This window comes from Psychrosphaera sp., assembly GCF_982872775.1.
The window spans coordinates 1-23,245 of record NZ_CEYNSH010000033.1 but is presented as its reverse complement, the minus strand read 5'-3'; the positions used below and the strand labels follow the sequence as shown (position 1 = coordinate 23,245).

Below are 23,245 nucleotides of genomic sequence, written 5' to 3'. Positions count from 1 at the left end.
GTATCACGGTCAAAACAAACCGTCATGCCATCTGCCATTAGTGACGGGAAGTGCTCGGTCATCATGTGATCGCCTGGCTTGAGGATATAGCTGTACGAAGATTTCTCTTCGTTATTCACTCCAAAGTGATCCCAGACTTGAGTCATAAATGCCATTAGCTCTGTGCTGTCATCTATTTCTTCGATTTTTTCACAGATGGCTTGGGCTTTGCTGCCACCACTTGAGTTTATTTCGAGTAGGCGATCTCGGCCTTTTTCTACTTCTGCTTTTAATGCGTCGTTTTGCTCTTTGCATTGTTCAATTAGTGTCGCTAATTCAATGGCGTCATCAGGTTGCTCTAACTGGTGCAAAATGGCGTCACTGTTTTGTTCAAATACAACACGAGCGGTTGTTGAAGTTTTTTCAAAGGCATCAAAGCTGTTTTGATAAAGCTCAAATAACACTTCTTGTGAGCTTTCTTCTAAATAAGGAACGTGAATTTGAACGGTTTCTGTTTGACCAATTCGGTCTAATCGTCCAATGCGTTGTTCTAGTAAGTCTGGGTTGGCTGGTAGGTCAAATAAAACCAAGTGATGGGCAAATTGGAAGTTACGACCTTCTGAACCAATCTCAGAACAGACTAATGCTTGTGCACTGTTTTCTTCATCGGCAAAGTAAGCCGCAGCTTTGTCACGCTCCACAATCGTCATGCCTTCGTGGAATACCGTAGAACGCAAACCTTCTTGTTCAAACAAAGCATCATCAAGTTGCATTGCCGTATTGGCATTAGCACAGATGACTAACACTTTTTCTTCTTTGTTTTCTTTTAAGAATTGGCAAAGCCATTCAACACGAGGATCAACTTGCCACCACGGTTTGTGATCACTGGTCTGTGGCTTGTGCTGAAGCTCTGGATGCAGGCCAAGTGTATCAACGTTAGGGGCAAACCCTTCTGGGCGCTCCTGCGGATAAGCAAATACTTTACGTTCAGGGAAGCCTTTAATGCCTTGACGGCTATTACGGAACATAATTCGACCGGTGCCATGGCGGTCCAATAGACTGTTTATCAATGACTCGGCATGCTCGGCCTTATCATCGGCGGCTTGATATAAGTTTATTTCGGCTAGGCTTTCTTCATCATTCAACATCACTGACAAGGTTTCTAGGTGTGCTGCATCTAATGTCTCGTTGTTGATAAGAAGGTTAGCAATGTCAGCGATGTCTTGATACGCCAGCTCTTCTGCCTTGTAGGCGTCATAGTCGTGGAAGCGACTTGGGTCTAACAGGTTTAGTCGGGAGAAATGACCATAGTGACCTAACTGGTCAGGTGTCGCCGTTAATAAGATTAGGCCTTTGGTAGCTTGTCCTAATGCTTGGACGTGCTCAAAAAGCGTTACCGATTGTGGCTCTGCACCTTGCTCTGGTGGTGTGACATGGTGGGCTTCATCAACAACAACTAAGTCCCACTGAGTTTCAGTTAGCTTTTGTTGCCATTTACCTTGTTTACTCAGCCACTCGTGGTTAACAAAAACGAGCTGTTCATTCTCGAATACATTTTTTTCTGGATCTGATTCGGCTTCTGCTTCACAACGCTGATCGTCAAAAATCGCAAACTTGAGGTTAAAGCGGCGCAACATTTCAACGAGCCACTGGTGTTGCAAACTGGCTGGAAGGGCAACCAAAACACGACTCGCACGACCAGAAACTAATTGTTGATGAATAATAAGACCAGCTTCGATAGTTTTACCCAAGCCCACTTCATCAGATAATAAAACACGAGGAGCAAAACGCTTACCAACGGTATCGGCAATGTATAACTGATGTGGAATTAGGCTGACTCGCGCACCTAATAAACCATGTAGTGAAAAAGTTTGAAGTTCGGCTTTCTTTTGATGTGCTTCTAAGCGTAGGCTAAACCAGTGCTTGCGGTCATAAGCACCAGTGAATAAACGCGCCTCTGGGTTGTTAAGCTTAACGTGGTGGTCCAGCATAATTTCTTTTACGCTGACCGCTTCGTCATTATCGACACGGCGGCCGTGATAAACGAAGGTATTACTCATTACTTCTACGTCTTCAACGATAAATTCGTAATCTTCAAGACTTTGTATTTTGTCACCAGGTGCAAATTCAACTCGCATCAACGGAGCCTGATCCATAGCGTATTGACGAGTTTCTTCGGCTCCGGGGAAAAGTACTTGGACAAATCGATTGTCCGCTCCTATTACTGTACCTAACCCTAAATCTAACTCAGCTTGGCTTACCCAACGCTGGCCAATCGAAAAACTCATATGCTCTCCTGTGTTCTCAATGCCGATAAAAAAGGGCGCGTAGTCTACTCTCTTATGGATTAAAAATCGTGTCGAATTCTTAAAAATCCGCTGTGGATATTAAACATAGGCCACAATAGGTTAAAAGTTGAGTGGATCGATTGAAAATCATTCAGGATAGGAGTAGAACTTTATTTAATAAAGAGATCTTTTTTCATCAATATTTCATAAAGAGGTAGGAATATTGACTACAGTTATATTAGGGAAGAATAAAAATAAGGTTGGTTTTTATGAATAAACCCGTGCGCAAAGAACAAAAAAAGCTGTTTGTCCTCGATACAAATATCCTCCTTCATGACCCTCACGCCTACCTGAACTTTCAAGAACACGATGTGTTGATACCAATGACGGTGTTAGAAGAACTCGACCACATTAAAGACAGGCACAAAGACGTCTCACGAGATGCAAGAGTGGCCATCCGCTCTTTAGAAAACACCCTACAAGATGTTGACCCCGAGCAAATGATTGAAGGCGTGCCTCTCAATAAAGGTGAGCTAGAGGGCAGTCCGGTTACGGGTAGTTTGATTATTCTAAATGATCACCACATTGCCAATGAAGTTTCGGGGTTACCCGGCGGTGAAAACGACAATCGCATTATCAACGCAGCACTTCACCTTCAAAAAGAGCGACCTAAAGTTCAAGTCGTGTTAGTAACCAAAGATATTAACATGCGACTTAAAGCAAAAGGTGCAGGTCTCAAACATGTAGAAGACTACACAACAGACCAATTAATTGATGACATTCAGTTTTTGACCAAAGGTTTTGAGCAGGTCGAAGGTGATTTTTGGCAACAGGTGAAACAAGTTGAGTCTACGAAAGAAGGCCGCGATACCATTCACAAAATTAATCGGGACGCCTTAGAGAATGTATTTATCAATGAATATGTTTTAGACCAAGGCAGTGACTTTGCCGCAAGAGTAGTCGCCAAAGACGATGAGCATATCGATTTGCTCGACTTAGGACGAAGCCGATTGATGTCGAGAAAAGCTTGGGGAATCACTCCTAAAAACATTTACCAAGCAATGGCAATGAACGCGTTGATGGACCCAGATATTGAATTGGTGATTTTAACCGGCCCTGCTGGTTGTGGTAAGACATTGCTTGCATTAGCGTCTGCTCTTGAGATGGTGATTGAACAAGGCGTATATGACAAGGTATTGGTGACGCGAAATACGCCAGAAATTGCCGAGTCGATAGGCTTCTTACCGGGCACAGAAGAAGAAAAGATGGCACCTTGGTTAGCTGCGATAACCGACTCGCTCGAAGTGCTTCACAAGCACGATGAAAACCCGTCATCAAGCCTCAACTACATAATGGAAAAAGCCAACATTCAATTCAAGTCTGTAAACTTTATGCGTGGGCGCAGCATCCAAAATGCTGTGGTATTGTTAGATGAGTGTCAAAATTTAACCGCATCACAACTAAAAACCATTATTACCCGATGTGGAGAAGGGACAAAACTAGTTTGTTCTGGTAACCTTGCTCAAATTGACAGCAATTATTTAACCGCAGTTACCTCGGGCTTAACCTATATCGTTGAACGGTTTAAGGATTTTGAAGGAAGTGCTACGGTCAATTTAAATGGCGTGGTTCGCAGTCGCTTGGCGCAGTTTGCCGAAGAAAACCTCTAATTTTCTCGGTGAGCATTAGCAGAGGCGACGCTTTTTAAAGAGCATTGAATTTTGAATCCCTTTGTTAAAGGAAAAATAAACAAAATTGTTTTCACTGGTATTTTGATAATGGTTATCAGTGTGATGATTTTGTCATTTAAGTACTTCGTTGAGCACAAGGCAGACTTGGTCGCGCAATCTTTTGAGAGCGAGCAAGTCAGGTTATCCGTTTTTGACAGTCAGCTTGGTGCTTTGTCCGAGCAATTGGTCAGTGCCGCCACCGTTATTTCAGATTATTATGCAAATAAACCTGAGCCAGGAAGCAACGCTGAACGCTTTTCTAGTGACGAATCAATAGAGCCTGTTGATTTTTCATTAAGCCAAGTCCCTTTACTAGCACCAAACAAAACTCAGTATTTAAAATCACTACAATCACCTGAGATTCATTATTTGTTGCATGACTATCAGGCTTACCTGCCTATTTTAGAGATGGTCAATCGCAACAACTTAGCCAAAAAAGTATTGTTTATTGCCGATGTCGGTGAGCACACATTTCAGTTGATGTCATTGGAAGAAGAACAAGATAGCCCTCTACCACTTTTGGACTGGTTAGAGCAAAATCGAGCGAGGTGGCTCAACCTTTCAAGCGTAAGTGAGCTTATTTTTGCTCCTCCTCATGTTTATCGAGGCGAGCATGTAAACTACCTTTTGATTTCTTTGCCAGTGACTAACCTCAAACCTATTTATATTGCAGTAGAGCTTAACTTAAACAATTTGTATTTAAGTGAAAGCGAAGCGACCAAATACGTAGTGTGGCAACAAGAAACTCAACGTGTTATTACCTCTAATATTGATGTCAGCCAAGACTATTCAACCAATATTCAAAGCTTATTAGCAACACGATATATTCCTTCTGCCTGGCATACCTTCACACTCAAGAGTTATGACTATACGCCTTCAAAGCAAAGTGCATCTATGGTTGATGTTGCAGATAGTCCTATTCAAAAACGGTTAGTGGAAAACCAAGTTTCACCCGGTATTAAATGGCTCACTCTAAAAAGTCAGATGCTCAATGCGCCTTTTGAAGTCTTTATGTTTAAGGAGGCAAGTGAGTTAAACGACAGGCTAAAAGATGATGCCTTGGACTTTTTCTTACAAATTCTGTTTTTAGGTGTGGTTTGTTTGGTCATATTTAATGTGGTGGTGTTTAATTTATTATTACAGCCGTTTTCAATGTTGATCAGCTATATCGAGCGACAAAACTCGCTTTATGAGTTAGAAGACGTTTCACCACCGAAAGGTTGGGAACCCTGGTTCGAGAAGATCAAGAAGTCCTTTACTGATAATCGCAAGCTGTTTAATTCTCTTGTTGCCAAAAATAAAGAACTCGACGATAAAGTCCAAGACCGAACTCGTGCGCTTCACCTTCAAACCATGCAAAAGGATCGAAACCTTGCGCTCAATCGCGCCATTATTAACTCAATGCCTGATTTGATTTATTACAAAAATGTCGATGGTAGTTTTGTTGGATGTAATAGGGCTTTTGAGAAATTCACTGGAGTTAAAGAGTCACAGCTTGTCACTAATTTAGTCGAAGACGTATTTGATCCTGAAGTTGCAGCGGAACTGTCTAAATTCGATTTTCAGGCACTGAAAGGAAAACGGTTATTTTCGGCTAAGGTTTGGCATAAACTTCCTTCTGGCACAGACGTTTATATTAACTGGCTCGTCACTCCCGTCGTCAATGTTGAAGGCGATTTGTTAGGTACGGTTAGTTTAGGCCGAGATATTACCGAGCAAGAAACTAGTTTTAGGCAAGTAGAGCAGGCTCGTATCGCGGCCGAATCGGCAAACACTGCGAAAAGTGAATTTATTGCCAATATGAGTCACGAAATTAGAACGCCGATGCACGCAATTTTAGGAATGATTGAACTGTTAAATAGTGCCAATCCAAGTCCAATTCAAAAAAGTTATTTGAGTGTTGCAGAGAGCTCTTCTCGCCATATGTTAAAAGTCATTAATGACATTCTCGACTTTTCAAAAGTGAATGCCGGTAAGTTGGAGTTGGCGCTCGAACCGGTCGACCTCTCGGAAGTATTGGAGATAGCTTTTGCGAACAGTTTGTCCGACGCGATGCAAAAAGAGTTGTTGTTAGATATCGACTTACCACTCGATTTTCCAAACACCTTGATCACAGACAAAATAAGGTTAAGTCAGATTTTTACAAACCTGATAAATAACGCGGTTAAATTTACGGATAAGGGAACCGTGCGGCTATCAGGCAGTGTTCTTGCGGTGAAGCGAAATGAATATACGGTGTCTTTTACGGTAGAAGATACTGGTAAAGGTATTGCTCAGGAGCAGCAACAAAAAGTGTTTGATGCTTTCGCTCAAGCAGATGCGTCAACCACAAGACAGTATGGCGGTACTGGTTTAGGGCTTGCGATTGTGTTTCAGCTGGTTGAATTAATGGGTGGAGAAATTCACTTAGATAGTGAGCTGGGTAAAGGGACAACAATTACTATCACGATGACCTTAAAAGGCCACGTCACAAATCGTTTCTCGCTTAATCAAGTATCTAGTTGGCTCGTCTATGATCCCAAAGAGGAGCAAATGGACTTTGTTGCTCAAAAACTAAGAAGTGCTAAGCAAGTCGTCAGCACGTCAATGTTGCCAGCAAAGAGTGACCAGATAAACGCAGATGTGTTGGTGTGTCGACCTGAACTGTTAGAGACATTGAGTGAGGAAATCATTCAGCAAATAAATGACGGCTCACTCGATTATCAACCGATTGTATTCAACATATCCCAATTCACATCAGAACAGCTCAACAATATTCGTTATCGACCTCTGTTGTCCGCACCTTTCTCTAACTGGGATCTCATTAAAAATTGCGCAACCGAACCGGTCAAAGTTGAAAAGGAACAACGAATTGATCAAGCCAATATACTGGTGGTTGATGACAACTACGTTAACCAGCAAGTAATGCGATTGATGCTTGAATCATCAGGAGCAAACGTGACCATCGCTGAAAATGGCTTAGTGGCGTTGAGACAGTTGAGGCAATTTGAGTTTGATACGGTCTTGTTAGATATTCAGATGCCAGTCATGGATGGGTTAACTTGTGCACGTAAAATACGTGAATCTGCCGATATTAAAGATTTGCCAATTATTGCCATGACTGCACACTCTCGTAAGGAAGATTACGAACGGTCGCTTGAGGCAGGTATCGATATTCACTTAGAAAAGCCGATTGATAAAACCAAACTGTTGAGCGTTATTAACTCATTTTTAAGCAACGATAAGGACTTAAAAACTAGTCGAGCTGCGTTGCCTTCTGAGTTGGTAGAGGCAGATCATATAATCCCGGACCAAGACAAACCTCAGCTTCAACATTCAATTAGTGAGTTGCCGGTGATCAACCAAGAGCAACTCATTGCTCAGTTTGGTAATAATGAATCGACGATGCAAAAGTTACTAGTTATATTCTTAAAGTCGAAAAAAGATGAGTTAACTCAATTCTCGGAACAACTTGGTCAAAATACGACAAATGACACTTACGCTAAACTTCACAACATTCAAGGTATGCTAGCGAACATACGAGCAGAAAAAGCGGTTGAAGCAACAAAGCGATTACGAGAAGCATTGAAGCTCGGCCATGAGCTAGAGAAAAATAGAGCCGTCACGCTTTGGGGTGAGGTAATCAGTGAGCTATTCTTATTTTTAAAACGCTACGATTAGTCTATTTTTATTAACTCTGTTTTGTACATGCCAGATTTGATGTGACGCATGGATGACTCTGCAGCGCTTGCAAACTCTATTAAAGCTGGGCCGACTGGTTCAATTAACGCATAACTGTAACCATCAATATCAATTGTTTCATCATCTTGTAAGTAAGAGATATTCATTCCAAGCAGGGCGTGTTTGGGTAAAAAAACAATTGCCATGCGTAAGTTTGGGTAGATCATCTTCATCAAATGCGCCATTAGCGTCACTTTACTATCACAATCCCCTTTGTTTTGATTTAACAGGTGAATGGGAGGAACAAACCCAGCCCCATTGCTGGTGGATCTGTCTTCTATCTCGTCATAAGGGATCGTCTGAATCCAGCTCAGCATAAATGTGGCCATTTGTCTTGGTGTGGCATTAGGCAGTTTGGCTTTAAGAGCATCAACAATTGGTTGAGCCGCTGTGGTGTTCTCTAATATAAATCTCACGTGGTCTGGCTTGAATGTGATGGACTTACTAAGAGGAGAAAAGTCGTCAAACTCTATGTAATGTTCTTTTTTAAGGTAAGAGGATAATGACTCGGCATAAACGTTTTCGAGTGTTTGACTTGTTTGTTTCAGCCAGTCTTTGTTTTTGCTTTTTAGGCTAAACTCAATTTGTTCGACGCGAGGTAAAAGCTCCACGGAACCTTGTCGTCGATCTAACTTTGCAACGGCTTTTTTTAGCTCCCGCAAAGAGTACATATGTAATAAGCTTGGCCTTAATGCTTTGAAGTGACGATAGTTGTTACCGACTTCTTTTTTATCAAGTTTAAAAGACAAGGTTTGCACGTCGTCATTGATATCTTTCCATTCATAATGGTATTCGATGTCAGTTCCGGACTCGAACTTTCTAAAATCAAGTTGTTCCGCAACTGAGGGTAAGCTGTGCATTACAAAAGACACGCTGGTAATTAAGCATAACATTGTCTTTTTAAGCGGTGTCATGTCGTTGGTTACCTTTTCAATCTTAGCTGTAAGCCTCGAAAATTGTGTTATTTGCCTTTTGTATTATAGCTCAACGCTTTGAGCCCTAACTTTTGGCGACATACAAAAGCTCTTGTGCGTTGGCTCTTGTGGTATCAGAAATGACATCACCACCTAATAATCGTGCCAATTCGTCAACTCTGTCTTCTTCAGATAATAACTGCATTTTAGTTTCTGTCACATTATCAACATTGTACTTATTTACAAAGTGTTGTTGATGGCCGAAACATGCGACCTGAGGTAGGTGAGTTACACAAATAACTTGCGTGTTTTGGCTGAGGTCTTTCATCAATTTGCCTACAGCAGACGCTGTTGGCCCTGAGACACCCACGTCAACCTCATCGAAAAGAAGTGTTGGAGTCGTGACACGTTGCGCAATGATGACTTGAATCGCAAGACTAATACGGCTCAATTCACCACCAGAGGCAACTTTAGCTAATGGTTGTAAAGCTTGTCCTAAGTTTGCACTTACCAAAAACGCGACACTATCAAAGCCATGTTTCGAGGTAACCGACTCATCAGTGGTGACTTGTAATTCAAATTTAGCGCCGCTCATATTCAGTGATTGCATACTAGAGGTAATTTGTTGAGTAAGCTGTTCTGCGTTCGCTTTTCGAACTTCACTTAACTTAAGCGCTAAATGTTTGTATTCCTCTAATGCTTTGGCTTGCTCTATCTTGAGCTGTTCAATTCGATCACCTGAGTCATCAATCAATTTTAGCTCGTCGGCAAGGCGTTGATAGTGTTCTGGAAGGTCATCTGGTTCTACTTGATGTTTTCTTGCAAGGTCGACTAAAGTGCTTAGGCGTGACTCTATTTCAAACAGTCGTTCTGGGTTGATCTCGAGTTGATCGTTATAACTTCTTAACTCGTTGACGCCTTCTTCTAACTGAATTAAAGCATTATTAATAAGCTCAACTGATCCGTCTAGTTTACTGTCAATAGCCGCAGACTTTGTCAGCATAGAAAGTGAATGCTGTAACGCCGAATATGCATTACCCTCGTCGCCTTCGTACAACAAGGACAAGGCCTGTTGACTATCGGCAACTAAACTTTGGGCATGATGTAGCCTTTGGTGTTCTTGCTCAATGTTTTTATACTCACCAGGCTCAAGTTGTGCTTCTTCAAGCTCTTGCACTTGATATTCGAGTAATTGCCTTTGGGCATTAAACTCGTGTTGTTTCTCTAAAAGTGAATCATACTCTTTACCGATTTTTTGCCACTTATTGTAGGCTTCACGTACTTGACCTGAGAGCAAGTCATTGCCCGCGTATTCGTCTAGTAGCTCTCTTTGATGGTCGGCTTTAGTTAATAACGTGTGGGCGTGTTGGCCGTGAATACTGACCAGCTTAGCGCCGATTTGTTTTAATTGAGAGGCAGGAACAGGGGTGCCGTTGATGTAGGCTTTTGAGCGGCCTTCTTTTGAGATAACTCGACGTAAAATACAGTCTTGTTCAGCACTAAGATCATGCGCGTCCAACCAGGCTTGCGCTGCTGGCAAATTAGATAAATCAAAACTAGCGATGACTTCTGCTTTATTGGCTCCTGTCCGTACCATACTTGCTTCGCTGCGCTCACCAAGAGCCTGAGCGAGTGCATCTATAGCGATAGATTTACCCGCTCCAGTTTCACCTGTAATAGTTGTCATACCTTTGTGCCAATTCACCTCTAGCTGGCGAACAATGGCAAAGTTTTGAATTGCTAAAGAAACTAACATAACCTGACATCAAATTTATCAATTACTGTTGGTATATACAGTAATTGGTTTTTTGTTGTCTGTCCAATAAAAAGCGGATAGTTTTTAGACTTTTTTCTAAGTCGTTAATTTGGCCGTGATTTAGTAGTTTTGTTTGCCCCAGTTAAGCTTTTTACGTAGCACGTCATAATAATCATGGTTAATTGGGTGAATGAGTCGCAACCCTAGCGGATGTTTTTTAACGATAATCTCATCGCCTGGTAGAACAGACAGAACTACGTGAGAGTCACAACTTATCTGTAATTGCGCGTCATTATCACTACTGACGATGATTTTAATTTCATTGTCAGCGTCAATAACCAGCGGTCGACTTGTCAATGTATGTGGGAACATTGGTACCAGCGATAGGGCGTTAAGGCTAGGGTGAACGATAGGGCCACCGCCTGAGAGCGAGTAAGCGGTTGAGCCTGTTGGGGTACTGATGATCAAACCATCAGAGCGTTGATGGAAAACAAATGAATTATTGATGTAGGCCTCAAACTCAATCATATGAGCCACTTTATCAGCGTGAAGCACCACTTCGTTCATGGCAGAATTTGTGGCTTTGACTGTTTGATGGCGATGGACGCTGACATCTAATAAGAATCGCATTTCGGTTCTGTAGTCGCCCTCTAATACTTTGCTTAGGCAGTCTTTAAAGTTGTCTGGATCTAGGTCTGTTAAGAACCCTAGGTTACCTCGATTAACACCAATAACGGCAATATCAAACCGGCTTAAAACACGAGCGGCCCCGAGCATATTGCCATCACCGCCCACAACGATTGCTAAATCACAGCGTTTACCCAGCTCTACCACATCGGCAACTTCAGGTTTGCCTGATTTAATATGATGAGCAATATTCTCGTCAATGACGATGTGATAATCCTCAGCTTCTAAAAAGTCATAAAGCTCTTGCACTGTTTGCATTGTCGCTTCATGATTTGCTTTGCCGATTATGCCAATTGTTTTAAAGTGTTTCGTCATTGTATTATTCCATTGTGCCCCAATAACAGCATAGTAGGCGTTATAGCTTGTTTCTTCCTGAATTAGAAGTCAGAGATATAAATTTAGATGACAAAATTAAATAAAAATCAACGTGCTGAAGCTGTGTTGTCCTTGGTGATAAGAAGTTATCTCACCTTAGGTGTACCTATTTCATCTAAATTTATTGTTGATGAGTCCAACATTCAAGCTAGCCCCGCTACGATTCGAAATGTAATGATGGGCCTAGAGCAGGACGGGTTTATTTATTCACCTCATACTAGCGCGGGTCGAATTCCAACGACAAAAGGTTTGCGTCATTACGTAAATCAATTACTGAGTTTCGAGTCAGCCGATCAAGGTCAACTACAACAGCTAACGGCCAATTTAGTTAATTCTGCAACACCTCCAGAAATGTGCCACAAAGCGGCTCGTATGATTGCGGACATGACAAAACTAACCGGTTTGGTTGCGATGCCAAAGACCAACGACACTGTCATCCGTCAACTAGAGTTGGTTCGACTTGCCGATAAACGATTGTTGTGTGTATTGATTGATCAACACGATGAAGTCCAAAACCGCGTTGTCGATTTACCATTTTCAATCGAAGATAATGTACTTCAACAAACGTTACAAATGCTCAATTCAGCACTTGCTGGTTTTTCTTTGGAAGAAGGGCGTCAACGTTTGGGCTACTTTTTAAAACAAGCGAGTAGTGAAGTTCAGGAACTGGTTAGGCGAGCTTTGTTTGGAGAAGCGGTGGAACTGAACGAACAGGTATTGTTTAGAGCATCCGAAACACGTTTACTCAACAGTGAAATAGCGACAGAGACAACCGATCTTAAACAGGTATTAAAGGCCGTTGAAAATATTAACATCCTTCAACCGGTTTTTTCTGCGTGTTGTAGCAGCCAAAATGTTCATGTTTTCATAGGTGATGAAATGGGCATATCAGCGTTAAACAAATGTTCAATGGTGGCAAAGTCTTTTATGAAAGGAGATAGAGTGGTCGGAGTCATGGCGGTTGTCGGGCCAAAACGCATGGATTACGCGTCCGTTATTTCAGCCGTCGATTTATCTGCGAATATTCTCACTGCGGCCTTGAATCGTCAGCAGTAATCCCCATAATACGCTCAATCAATTTTATTTTAACACTCGAATAGTTTGGAGTAGTAAGACTCATGTCTGAACAAGAGCCTATTAAACAAGACGATCAAGTTGAACCTGAGCAGGCGCAAAATGCTCAAGACCAAAACGTTGACCAACAAGAAGGGTCAGAAGCGAACACTGCTGAAGGTAATGTTCAGTCTGCAGAAGAACGCATTGCTGAGCTTGAAGCTGCCTTAGCGGCTTCAGAAGCAAAAGTGCAAGAACAGCAAGACTCAGTTGTTCGCGCGGCTGCAGAAGTCGACAATATCCGTCGTCGTGCTTCAATGGACGTAGAAAAAGCGCACAAATTTGCGTTAGAAAAATTCGCAAATGAATTGCTTCCGGTAATTGATAACTTGGAACGTGCGATTCAGTTTTCTGATAAAGAAAATGAAACGCTTAAGCCTGTTCTTGAAGGTATTGAGCTGACGCAAAAGTCATTTATTGATGCTGTTGCTAAATTTGGTGTAGAGATTGTTGACCCACAAGGTGAGAAGTTTAACGCAGAACTACACCAAGCTATGTCTATGCAACCATCTGCAGATGTTGAACCAAACACAGTTATCGCGGTAATGCAAAAAGGCTTTACCCTAAACGGTCGTTTGTTAAGACCTGCGATGGTTATGGTTTCTAAAGCACCAGAGTAGTCACTGTGAAGTAATAGTTACTGTGTGAAGTTGGTCGCTAAAAAAGTGAACTGGCCAAGGCACCTATTACATTAAAAACAAAAAAAAGCACCGAGTAGGTGCTTTTTTTATGTCTGGACACAATTTGACTAGAACAAAATCGATGAGAGTTAGCCTTGTGCTTTTAATGTGTCGATAAACTGATTTGATTCATCAATTGCTTTACTCATATCAGTGATAAGCGTTGATATTTCCGTTTTTAGGCTGTCAAATTCGCCCTTGATTGCCGCAACGGCTGCCGCATTTAAGTTGTGTTTTAAATATAATACGTTGTCTTTTAATGTGGCTAAAACGGGATCCATTTTTGACTCAGCTCTTCGCATGCTTCTCAATAATTGATTAAACTGTCTTTCGGTCTCTTTCAGTTTGCGTTCGCTAGCATTTCTGAGCCTTGCATTTGAATATTCACTGAGTTCGTTTTGCCACTCGTCAAAGAGGTCTTCGGCAACGGTTTCAACCGCTTCTATACGACTACGAACTTGATTTGCTGCAGCCTCGCTCGACTCATAATCATCGTTGAGTTGATTGTAAATTCGCTCGACTTCGCCTCCATCAAAATTTGTCAGCGTGACTAAACGCTCGTAGGCCGATTGAAACTCCTCTTGAGTTTCGGTTTGTGCATCACGAGCTTCTTCAACGCGGTCTACTAGGATGTCTCTTTTGTGGATACCGACTTTTTCCATGGCAGAATAATACGCAGTTTGGCACCCAGACAAGGCTAGGGTACAGGTGAGCAGCAGTGCTTTAAATGTTGCGCTAGAAAATGTTCTCATAAAGGCCTCTTTTATCGTCTCTTTTTAGTATAAGTAAAATATGCCTAAAAACTACTATTTATCATTAATCTGCATATGAGAGTCGTTAGATAATAGTGTAGTATTTAACACTTAAGCACGAATCGTATTTTTAAGTAATCTATTCAATCATTTTTAAGAGAGACACAATGTCAGCATCTAATTCTGTTGTTAATACCCGACTTGGTATTTTTGGCGCTAATGGCCGAATGGGACGCCGCTTAATTGAAGCGGGAATCGAGTATTCAAGCGCAGATCAAAAAATCTCGATTGGGGCGGCTTCAGTACGTGCCACATCAACCGTTATTGGCGCTGATGTAGGTGAGCTTGTAGGTTTAGATAATTATGGTGTCGCAATAAAAGAGGGTACTATAGGTCTGATTGACGATGCCGATGTGTGGATTGATTTTACTTTACCTGAAGCATTAGACCGTCACGTCGAACAATGTATCAAACAAAAGAAAAACATGGTCATTGGTGTAACAGGCATTTCAGAAGCTCAGAAACAAATGTTAGAGCAAGCAAGTCAGCACATAGCCATCGTGTATGCCACAAATTTCAGTACTGGCGTAAACCTCATGCATAAACTGCTAGAGATAGCAGCACAAACGATGGGACAGTCTTCTGATATCGAAATTGTCGAGTCTCACCACAAATTCAAAAAGGACGCACCATCCGGTACAGCGTTATCAATGGGTGAAGCCATTGCCAAAGGACTTAATGTAAAATTAGAAGATGTGGCGGAGTTTAACCGCAATGGCTACGTTGGTGAAAGAAAAGAAGGTTCAATTGGCTTTGCGAGTCTTCGTGCTGGAGATATAGTAGGTGAACATACCGCTTTGTTTGCTGATATTGGTGAAAGACTCGAAATAACTCATAAAGCGACAGACCGCTTAACCTTTGCTAAAGGTGCTGTAAGGGCTGCCGCTTGGCTCGCAAATAAGGAAAATGGACTTTTTGATATGCAAGATGTGCTTAATTTTAAGTAATTAAGTTGTAGAAACTGGGGCTATAGAAGAATTTCAGTCTAAACTTGTTGTTTTTGATATTTAATGAAATTTTTCTAGCCTATTTTCGATTTCGTAGCTACAATAACCGGAATTTGCCTTTAGTTATACAGGCTAAGATTAACCGGAAGCAGATTCACCCCTCAATCTGCTCTATGATGCTAGGAGGTTATCTTGACTCAACCCGCGCTTTTAGTTCTAGAAGACGGAACTATTTTTCGAGGATCTGCAATTGGTGCAGAAGGTATTTCTGTCGGTGAAGTTGTCTTTAATACTTCCATGACAGGCTACCAAGAAATTCTCACCGACCCCTCATACGCTGAACAAATCATCACTCTCACTTATCCCCACATCGGCAATTACGGCACCAACTCTGAAGACGAAGAAAATGACAAAATATGGGCAAAAGGCCTAGTCATTCGCGATCTTCCGTTAGTGGCAAGTAATTTCCGAAGTGAACAAGATTTGTCGAGCTACCTTACGTCAAACAATGTTGTTGCGATTGCAGACATTGACACTCGTAAATTGACTCGAATTCTTCGCGATAAAGGTGCGCAAAAAGGCTGTATTATTGCGGCTAATGAAATCACTGAAGAGCTTCAGCAAAAAGCGGCTGCAGCAGCTAAAGACTTCCCAGGTCTAAAAGGTATGGATTTGGCAAAAGTGGTTTCGTGTAAAGAGATGACCACTTGGAACATGGGAAGTTGGGAGTTAGGTAAAGGCTTTAGCGAGCTGACAGATCCTAAATTCCATGTTGTGGCGTATGACTTTGGTGTCAAACGAAACATTCTTCGTATGTTAGTAGACCGCGGTTGTAAATTGACGGTGGTTCCTGCACAGACATCGGCAAAAGATGTGTTGGCTCTAAACCCAGATGGTATCTTTTTATCAAATGGCCCTGGCGATCCAGAACCTTGTGACTACGCCATCGAAGCAATTAAGTCTTTCCTAGAAACAGACATTCCTATTTTTGGTATTTGTCTTGGTCACCAGTTACTTGCGCTAGCAAGTGGGGCACAAACAGCCAAAATGAAATTCGGTCACCACGGTGGCAACCACCCAGTTCAAGATTTAGCAAACAAGCGCGTGATGATCACGGCTCAAAACCACGGTTTTGCGGTTGAAGAAGACTCATTACCAGCCAATCTTGAAGCGACGCACAAATCTCTCTTTGATGGCACGTTACAAGGCATCCGTCGTACGGATAAACCAGCCTTTAGTTTCCAAGGCCATCCTGAGGCAAGCCCGGGTCCTCATGACGCGGCACCATTGTTCGATAACTTTATCGAACTAATGAGCGAACGTAAGTAAAACTGACCGAATTAAGAGAATTTAACTATGCCAAAACGTTCCGACATCAAAAGCATTTTATTATTGGGCGCGGGTCCAATAGTTATTGGTCAAGCTTGTGAGTTTGACTATTCAGGTGCTCAGGCCTGTAAAGCATTAAGAGAAGAAGGGTATCGAGTCATCCTAGTCAACTCGAACCCAGCAACGATCATGACTGATCCAGAGATGGCCGATGCAACCTATATCGAGCCGATTCACTGGGAAGTAGTCGAAAAAATCATTGAAAAAGAGCGCCCAGACGCGGTTTTACCGACAATGGGTGGTCAAACTGCACTGAACTGTGCGCTTGATTTAGAAAAACACGGCGTTTTAGAAAAGTACGGCGTAGAGATGATCGGTGCATCAGCAGATGCCATCGATAAAGCAGAAGATCGCAGTCGTTTTGACAAGGCTATGAAAGACATTGGCCTTGAATGTCCTCGCGCAGAAACTTGTAACACGCTTGAAGGCGCTTACGATGTTCTAACTCGCATTGGTTTCCCTTGTATTATTCGTCCTTCTTTCACTATGGGTGGTACCGGTGGTGGTATTGCTTACAACAAAGAAGAGTTTGACGAAATTTGTCGCCGTGGTTTAGACCTTTCTCCTACTAACGAGCTTCTTATCGACGAATCTTTGATTGGTTGGAAAGAATATGAAATGGAAGTGGTTCGCGACAAAAACGACAACTGCATTATTATCTGTGCGATTGAAAACTTCGACCCTATGGGTGTTCATACAGGTGACTCAATCACAGTAGCACCAGCCCAAACACTGACAGACAAAGAATACCAAATCATGCGTAATGCCTCTTGTGCGGTATTGCGTGAAATCGGTGTTGAAACAGGTGGTTCAAACGTACAGTTTGGTATCAATCCAAAAGATGGCCGTATGGTTATCATCGAGATGAACCCACGTGTATCTCGTTCATCTGCATTGGCATCAAAAGCAACGGGTTTCCCAATTGCTAAAATCGCGGCCAAGCTAGCAGTAGGTTATACACTTGATGAATTGAGCAATGACATCACAGGTGGTGCAACCCCTGCATCATTCGAGCCGACCATCGATTATGTTGTGACTAAGATTCCTCGCTTTAACTTTGAAAAGTTCGCTGGTTCAGACGATCGTTTAACAACGCAAATGAAGTCAGTAGGCGAAGTTATGGCTATTGGCCGTAATCAGCAAGAATCGATGCAAAAAGCATTGCGTGGATTAGAAGTTGGTGTTTCTGGCTTTGATCCAATTATTGACTTGTCTGCAGAAGATGCGCATGACCGTATTATTCATGAATTGAAAGAGCCAGGTGCAGAGCGTATTTGGTACATTGCTGATGCGTTCCGTAATGGCATGGACCTCGAAGCTATCTTCAAGCTGACCAATATTGACCCATGGTTCTTGGTGCAAATCGAAGACATCGTCAAAGAAGAAAAGTTAATTGCTGAGCGTGGCTTTGCTGGTTTAGATCAAGACTTCCTTCGTCGCTTGAAACGAAAAGGTTTTGCCGACAAACGCATCGCAGACGTATTAGCGATTAGTGAAAAAGAAGTTCGCAAAAAGCGTCAAGGCTTCGATATTCTTCCTGTTTACAAGCGTGTTGATACCTGTGCGGCAGAATTTAGCTCTGATACCGCATATATGTATTCTTCATATGATGAAGAGTGTGAGTCGAATGCTTCAGACAAAGATAAGATCATGGTTATCGGCGGTGGTCCTAACCGTATCGGTCAAGGTATTGAGTTTGACTACTGCTGTGTTCACGCCGCATTAGCACTTCGCGAAGACGGTTACGAGACCATCATGGTTAACTGTAACCCAGAAACGGTTTCAACTGATTACGACACTTCTGACCGTTTGTACTTTGAGCCAATTACACTTGAAGACGTTTTAGAGATTGTTCGTGTTGAAAAACCAAAAGGCGTTATCGTTCAATACGGTGGTCAAACACCACTTAAACTTGCTCGTGAACTAGAAGCGAATGGTGTGCCAGTCATTGGTACGTCACCAGATGCGATTGACCGCGCAGAAGACCGTGAACGATTCCAACAAATGGTTGAGCGCTTGGACTTGTTACAACCTGAGAACGCTACGGTGACTTCAGTTGAACAGGCGGTAAGCAAGAGTCTAGAAATTGGTTTCCCTCTTGTTGTTCGTCCATCTTATGTACTAGGTGGTCGTGCGATGGAAATCGTATATGACGAAGCTGACTTGCGTCGTTATATGACTGAGGCGGTTTCAGTTTCGAATGAAGCGCCTGTTTTATTAGACCGTTTCTTAGATGATGCAATCGAAGTTGACGTTGATGCGATTTGTGACGGTACCGATGTGGTTATCGGTGGTATCATGGAACATATCGAACAAGCGGGTGTTCACTCAGGTGACTCGGCATGTTCTTTACCAGCGTACTCATTGCCACGTAATATCCAAGATGTAATGCGTAAACAAGTTCGTGATATGGCATTGGAATTGGGCGTTATCGGTTTGATGAATACTCAGTTTGCAGTAAAAGACGGTCAAGTTTACTTAATCGAGGTAAATCCTCGTGCCGCGCGTACGGTGCCGTTTGTTTCTAAAGCGACAGGTGTGCCGCTAGCTAAAGTAGCTGCGCGAGTTATGTCTGGTAAGACACTAGCAGAGCAAGGTATTACTGAAGAAATTATTCCTCCATATTACTCTGTGAAAGAAGTGGTGATTCCATTCAATAAATTCCACGGTGTTGATCCAATTCGCGGCCCTGAAATGCGTTCGACTGGTGAAGTTATGGGTGTTGGTAATACCTTTGAAGAAGCCTACGCAAAAGCACAACTTGGTGCGAGTATCGAATTGGCTCGTGGCGGTAGGGCATTGATTTCTGTGCGTGATGCAGATAAAGTCAGAGTTATTGATCTAGCTAAGAAGTTAATTGAAGCTGGATTCGAACTAGACGCGACACGCGGAAGCCATAAAACATTAACCGAAGCGGGCATTGAAAGCCGTAAAGTTAATAAAGTCTTTGAAGGCCGTCCTCACATTCTTGACCGTATTAAAAACGGTGAATATAACTACATTGTGAATACTGTTGAAGGTCGTCAAGCGATTGAAGACTCGAAAACTCTCCGTCGTGGCGCATTACAATACAAAGCGAATTACACCACAACATTAAACGCAGCATTTGCTACCTGTTTAGCAAATACTGCCGATGATCGTGGTAGTGTAGAGTCAGTGCAAAACTTACATAAGAGAATTCAATAAGATGAGTACTCAAGTACCAATGACAGTGCAGGGCGCGGAAGCCCTGCGCGAAGAGTTACATGAACTAAAAACTGTTGTCCGTCCACGTATCGTTGCTGATATTGCAGAGGCACGTGAGCACGGTGACCTGAAGGAAAATGCCGAGTATCACGCAGCGCGTGAACAGCAAGGCTTTTGTGAAGGTCGAATTCAAGAAATTGAAGCCAAATTATCTAATTCACAAATCATTGATGTCACAAAAATGGAAAATAACGGTAAAGTCATTTTTGGCACTACCGTTACTATTCTTAATTGTGATACTGATGAAGAAACGACTTACCACATCGTCGGTGAAGACGAAGCAGATATTAAAACAGGCAAGATTTCAATTGGTTCACCGATTGCTCGTGGTCTAATTGGTAAAGAACTTGATGATGTCGTAACAATCAACACGCCAGCGGGTGCGGTTGAATTCGAAATTATTGAAGTAGAATATAAGTAGTATTAAAAAGTGTGATGCGTTATTCAGATGAACAACGCGATTAGCATTACAGCAAAAGCCAACGTCGAATCGTTGGCTTTTTTGTTTAGCAGTGGCAACATTGCAAAATAATGATTAAAGAATGAAGAGTGTTATGTCAGCAAATATAATCAATCTAACCGCACAAAACATACAACAAGATTTGTTAGATGCGCCAGCTGGTACTGTTTTTGTTATCGATTTTTGGGCTGACTGGTGTGAGCCATGTAAACAATTAATGCCTGTACTAGACAAGCTAGCGGCTGAGTTCGAAGGGCAAATGATATTGGCAAAAGTGAACTGTGACCAAGAGCAACAGTTAGCAATGCAATTTGGCATAAAGAGCTTACCAACAGTAATGGTATTTAAAGACGGTCAACCTATCGATGGTTTTGCAGGTGTTCAACCTGAGTCAGAAATTCGCGCTATGTTGGAAAAGCATTTACCCAAACCACAAGATGAACTTGCGGCTAAAGCTTTGGGTTTTCATCAACAAGGTAAAATGGCTGAGGCGTATCCATTAGCTAAACAAGCGTTAGCCTATGAGCCAGAAAATGCAGACTTTTTGTTGTTATTAGCTGATATCAGTGTTGAGCTTGGTAAGCTGGAAGAAGCAAAAGAGCTCATTGGTCAAGTTAAGATGGTTGATCAAAACTCACAATATCAACACGTGTTGGCAAAAATAGACTTAGCGGAACAAGCAGCAGATTCTCCTGAAATTCGAGCACTTCAGGACGAACTAGCTAAACAACCAGATGCACTTGATATCAAAAAGCAACTCGCGCTGGCGTTAAATCAAGCTCATCGAAATGAAGAAGCGTTAGAGCTGCTATATCAAATCTTGCAAAAAGACATGGCGTTTGAAGATGCTAAAAAAGTGTTTGTTGATCTACTAAACAGCCTACCTGCTGGAGATGAGCTAGCACCGACATATCGTCGCAAACTTTATGCACTTATGTATTAAGCTGTCACCTATTCCCAAAAGGCGTTTCGAAATTATAAATAACGAGCGATTTTTGTAGATGCGACGATTATTAAAAAAAAGACCCAAGTTTATGTCTAAGCTTGGGTCTTCTGTTTCTGGCTAGCAATGTCTTATTTTGGTAAAAGGCTCATTTGTTTAGCCAAGCGCGTCTTTTAAGCGACCGTATTGATAAAACATTCTCTGGCCAAGTCTTCTAAACGGTGAAAAAGGAAAACGAGGTAACTCAGTTAACAAAGGACTTTGAAATGATTCTTCGTTGATCATTTTTCCTAAAGCATCCCCGGCCCAACTACTAAAAGACACTCCGGAGCCACAATAACCTGTCGCATAAAATATATCGTCACTTGTTCTAAACAAGTGAGGCATCTGATCAAATGCGACAGAAATCCAACCGCTCCAAACATAATCTAAACTAACTTTCTCGAGGCCGACAAAGGTTTCTTTTAATTCTGCCAGGAGTCGTTGTTGATATTTGGGATCATTCGAGGCTTTACCTGAAATTGCACTGCGACCGCCAAACAAAATTCGGTTGTCCGGAAGCAGACGGTAATAATACTTGAGTTCTCTTGTATCCATCATTACTTGATGGGACAGGAAGTTAGCCCGTTTAAGCTCTTCACTTGTGAGAGGGCGAGTAACGATTACGCTAGTAAGTACAGGTAATATTTTTCCTGAAAGAGGGGTTGGCAAACCTTTAGGTGTATAGCCATTAGTTGCAATGACCACTTTTTTTGCCCGTACTGAACCTTTGCTTGTCTTGATGGTATGTAAGTAACTGCCGGCTTGCTTATCAGTGTGAATTTCAATAACCGGAGAGTGCTCGAATAATTGAACGTTGTTATTAAGCGCGAGACTCGCATAATGGTTAACGAGCTTGAGTGGGTTAACGCCAAATCCATTTTTGTAGCGTATCGCACCGAATACCTTGTTGTGATCAACGAATTGCTCTTTAAATGACGTTGAGTCAAACGTCTCAACTTCGTAGTCAAAGTGTTTTGCTAGGTAATCTGCACTATGTTGTAGTTTATCAAACCATTTGGAACTATGAGCTAACTTTAAATAACCCTTTTCGGTTTTATCGGCGTGATCACTAATTGCGCTAACTCGTTTTTCAACGAGTGAAATTGCATCCATATATTGTTGGTGGAGTACTTGAGCCTGTTCCAAACCATACCGAGATTCCATCTGTTGATAACTCAAACGGCCAGAGCCTGGTAAGACAAAACCAGCATTTCGGCTACTACATCCCCAGCCAATATTATTTGCTTCTAAAACGACAACAGAAGAATTTGAGCCTTGCGTTGTGGAAATCGCACAGCAAAGGCCAGTAAAACCACCACCAATGATAACGACATCCGTCTCTATTTCTTGATCGAGCCGGGAAGCTTTGTAAATGGAAGCCGTTGATTGCCAATAAGAATCTGATGTTGGTTGATCAGAGGGAATTTGTCTATCTATAAAAGGGTCATACATATAACGCACTGCTTATTGTTATCTATCTATATTTTACTTATCAAACACCAAGATCATTTCTGATGCGTCACAATAACAATCTGTTCCACATATAATACAATTGTAATCCGGCAGCGAGGGATCGTCGTTCCAACGACGCGGATGAGTTTTGATCAGTTGACCACCGGCTTTTGTAAAATACTTAAAGGAAGCATTTCCAGGACTTTGCATCCAAATGTGACTTAAGCCCGCTTTTGCCCCCATCTTTTTAAGTGTTTCTATGGAGGTTTTTAATAGTTGACCGCCAAGACCTTTACCCTGATAGTCTGGATCGATCGTATTACATTTGAAATAAGCAACGTCGTCTTTAGCTACAGGCCATTCATCAGGAGTACACCATTTGTCTAATTCCCATTGACCTGGCGCATAAGTGATCCTAAAACCGACGAGTTTGTCACCGTCGTACATTACATAGCTAGAATTAAGGTCACCTTTTTTACTTTTATCAAGCATCTTACTAATCGAAGACAAATCTAAATAACCGTCACCATGAACAGCATTTCCTAAAGTGATTACTTTTTCAAAGTCATCTTCAGATAAATGTAAAACATTAAAGTTGGACAAGAGCTTCGCCTTAAAAATAAATCGATAATTACAATATAGTGTATCAAGCTAGAATATATAAAACAGACCTAGAAAATAATGAACTCATAAGGTGTTCGTCTTTTTATAT

16 protein-coding genes are annotated in these 23,245 nt (G+C 41.9%); 9 read left to right on the top strand and 7 right to left on the bottom strand.

Translation table 11 applies throughout. The annotated features are described in order from the left end of the window. Positions 1–2,267: RNA polymerase-associated protein RapA (gene rapA / locus AC4E96_RS10320; RefSeq protein WP_490255760.1), on the bottom strand; the 2,267-nt coding region annotated here is incomplete at its 3' end. A gap of 269 nt (positions 2,268–2,536) precedes the next feature. Between rapA and AC4E96_RS10315 the strand changes: the two genes are divergently transcribed. Together AC4E96_RS10315 and AC4E96_RS10310 are read left to right on the top strand one after the other, a co-directional pair. Beyond that, positions 2,537–3,937 (top strand): PhoH family protein, encoded by a 1,401-nt coding sequence (locus tag AC4E96_RS10315; RefSeq protein WP_490255759.1) that lies wholly within the window; start codon positions 2,537–2,539, stop codon positions 3,935–3,937. 51 nt (positions 3,938–3,988) lie between these two features. Further along, positions 3,989–7,657, top strand: a complete 3,669-nt coding sequence (locus tag AC4E96_RS10310; RefSeq protein WP_490255758.1) for a PAS domain-containing hybrid sensor histidine kinase/response regulator — start codon at positions 3,989–3,991, stop codon at positions 7,655–7,657. Here the strand turns inward: AC4E96_RS10310 and AC4E96_RS10305 are convergent. The 3 genes from AC4E96_RS10305 to nadK all read right to left on the bottom strand — a co-directional run bounded on the left by AC4E96_RS10305 (position 7,654) and on the right by nadK (position 11,389). Further along, positions 7,654–8,631, bottom strand: a complete 978-nt coding sequence (locus tag AC4E96_RS10305; RefSeq protein ID WP_490255757.1) for a hypothetical protein — start codon at positions 8,629–8,631, stop codon at positions 7,654–7,656. The two genes, AC4E96_RS10310 and AC4E96_RS10305, sit on opposite strands and share 4 nt — an antisense overlap. Before the next feature lie 85 nt (positions 8,632–8,716). Beyond that, on the bottom strand, positions 8,717–10,387 hold the full coding sequence (recN, locus tag AC4E96_RS10300) for a DNA repair protein RecN (protein ID WP_488033685.1): 1,671 nt from the start codon (positions 10,385–10,387) through the stop codon (positions 8,717–8,719). A gap of 120 nt (positions 10,388–10,507) precedes the next feature. After that, a complete protein-coding gene (gene nadK / locus AC4E96_RS10295) occupies positions 10,508–11,389 on the bottom strand; it encodes an NAD(+) kinase (protein WP_490255756.1) in 882 nt (293 codons plus the stop codon). 87 nt (positions 11,390–11,476) lie between these two features. On the opposite strand from nadK, the gene hrcA reads away from it, so the two are divergent. Together hrcA and grpE are read left to right on the top strand one after the other, a co-directional pair. Beyond that, complete coding sequence (gene hrcA, locus AC4E96_RS10290) at positions 11,477–12,505, top strand: heat-inducible transcriptional repressor HrcA (protein ID WP_488033687.1); 1,029 nt, start codon at positions 11,477–11,479, stop codon at positions 12,503–12,505. Between the two features lie 62 nt (positions 12,506–12,567). Next, positions 12,568–13,182: a nucleotide exchange factor GrpE gene (grpE, locus tag AC4E96_RS10285; protein ID WP_490255755.1), complete on the top strand. Its 615-nt coding sequence runs from the start codon at positions 12,568–12,570 to the stop codon at positions 13,180–13,182. Between the two features lie 149 nt (positions 13,183–13,331). Here grpE and AC4E96_RS10280 read toward each other — a convergent pair whose 3' ends face one another. After that, positions 13,332–13,994 carry a DUF2959 domain-containing protein gene (locus AC4E96_RS10280; RefSeq protein ID WP_490255754.1) on the bottom strand — a complete coding sequence of 221 codons (663 nt, stop codon included), beginning with the start codon at positions 13,992–13,994 and terminating at the stop codon, positions 13,332–13,334. A 167-nt stretch (positions 13,995–14,161) separates the two neighbouring features. Between AC4E96_RS10280 and dapB the strand changes: the two genes are divergently transcribed. The 5 genes from dapB to trxA all read left to right on the top strand — a co-directional run bounded on the left by dapB (position 14,162) and on the right by trxA (position 21,039). Next, entirely contained in the window at positions 14,162–15,001 is an 840-nt protein-coding gene (gene dapB / locus AC4E96_RS10275; protein ID WP_490255753.1) for a 4-hydroxy-tetrahydrodipicolinate reductase, read from the top strand. 192 nt (positions 15,002–15,193) lie between these two features. Further along, positions 15,194–16,330, top strand: a complete 1,137-nt coding sequence (gene carA / locus AC4E96_RS10270) for a glutamine-hydrolyzing carbamoyl-phosphate synthase small subunit (protein ID WP_488033691.1) — start codon at positions 15,194–15,196, stop codon at positions 16,328–16,330. Between the two features lie 27 nt (positions 16,331–16,357). Then, positions 16,358–19,576 (top strand): carbamoyl-phosphate synthase large subunit, encoded by a 3,219-nt coding sequence (carB, locus tag AC4E96_RS10265; RefSeq protein WP_490255752.1) that lies wholly within the window; start codon positions 16,358–16,360, stop codon positions 19,574–19,576. 1 nt (position 19,577) lies between these two features. Continuing rightward, positions 19,578–20,057, top strand: a complete 480-nt coding sequence (greA, locus tag AC4E96_RS10260) for a transcription elongation factor GreA (RefSeq protein ID WP_488033693.1) — start codon at positions 19,578–19,580, stop codon at positions 20,055–20,057. A gap of 133 nt (positions 20,058–20,190) precedes the next feature. Next, on the top strand, positions 20,191–21,039 hold the full coding sequence (gene trxA / locus AC4E96_RS10255) for a thioredoxin (protein WP_490255751.1): 849 nt from the start codon (positions 20,191–20,193) through the stop codon (positions 21,037–21,039). A 156-nt stretch (positions 21,040–21,195) separates the two neighbouring features. On the opposite strand, the gene AC4E96_RS10250 is transcribed toward trxA, so the two are convergent. After that, entirely contained in the window at positions 21,196–22,533 is a 1,338-nt protein-coding gene (locus tag AC4E96_RS10250; protein ID WP_490255750.1) for an NAD(P)/FAD-dependent oxidoreductase, read from the bottom strand. 33 nt (positions 22,534–22,566) lie between these two features. Next, positions 22,567–23,136 (bottom strand): GNAT family N-acetyltransferase, encoded by a 570-nt coding sequence (locus AC4E96_RS10245; RefSeq protein ID WP_488033697.1) that lies wholly within the window; start codon positions 23,134–23,136, stop codon positions 22,567–22,569. Positions 23,137–23,245 lie beyond the last annotated feature (109 nt).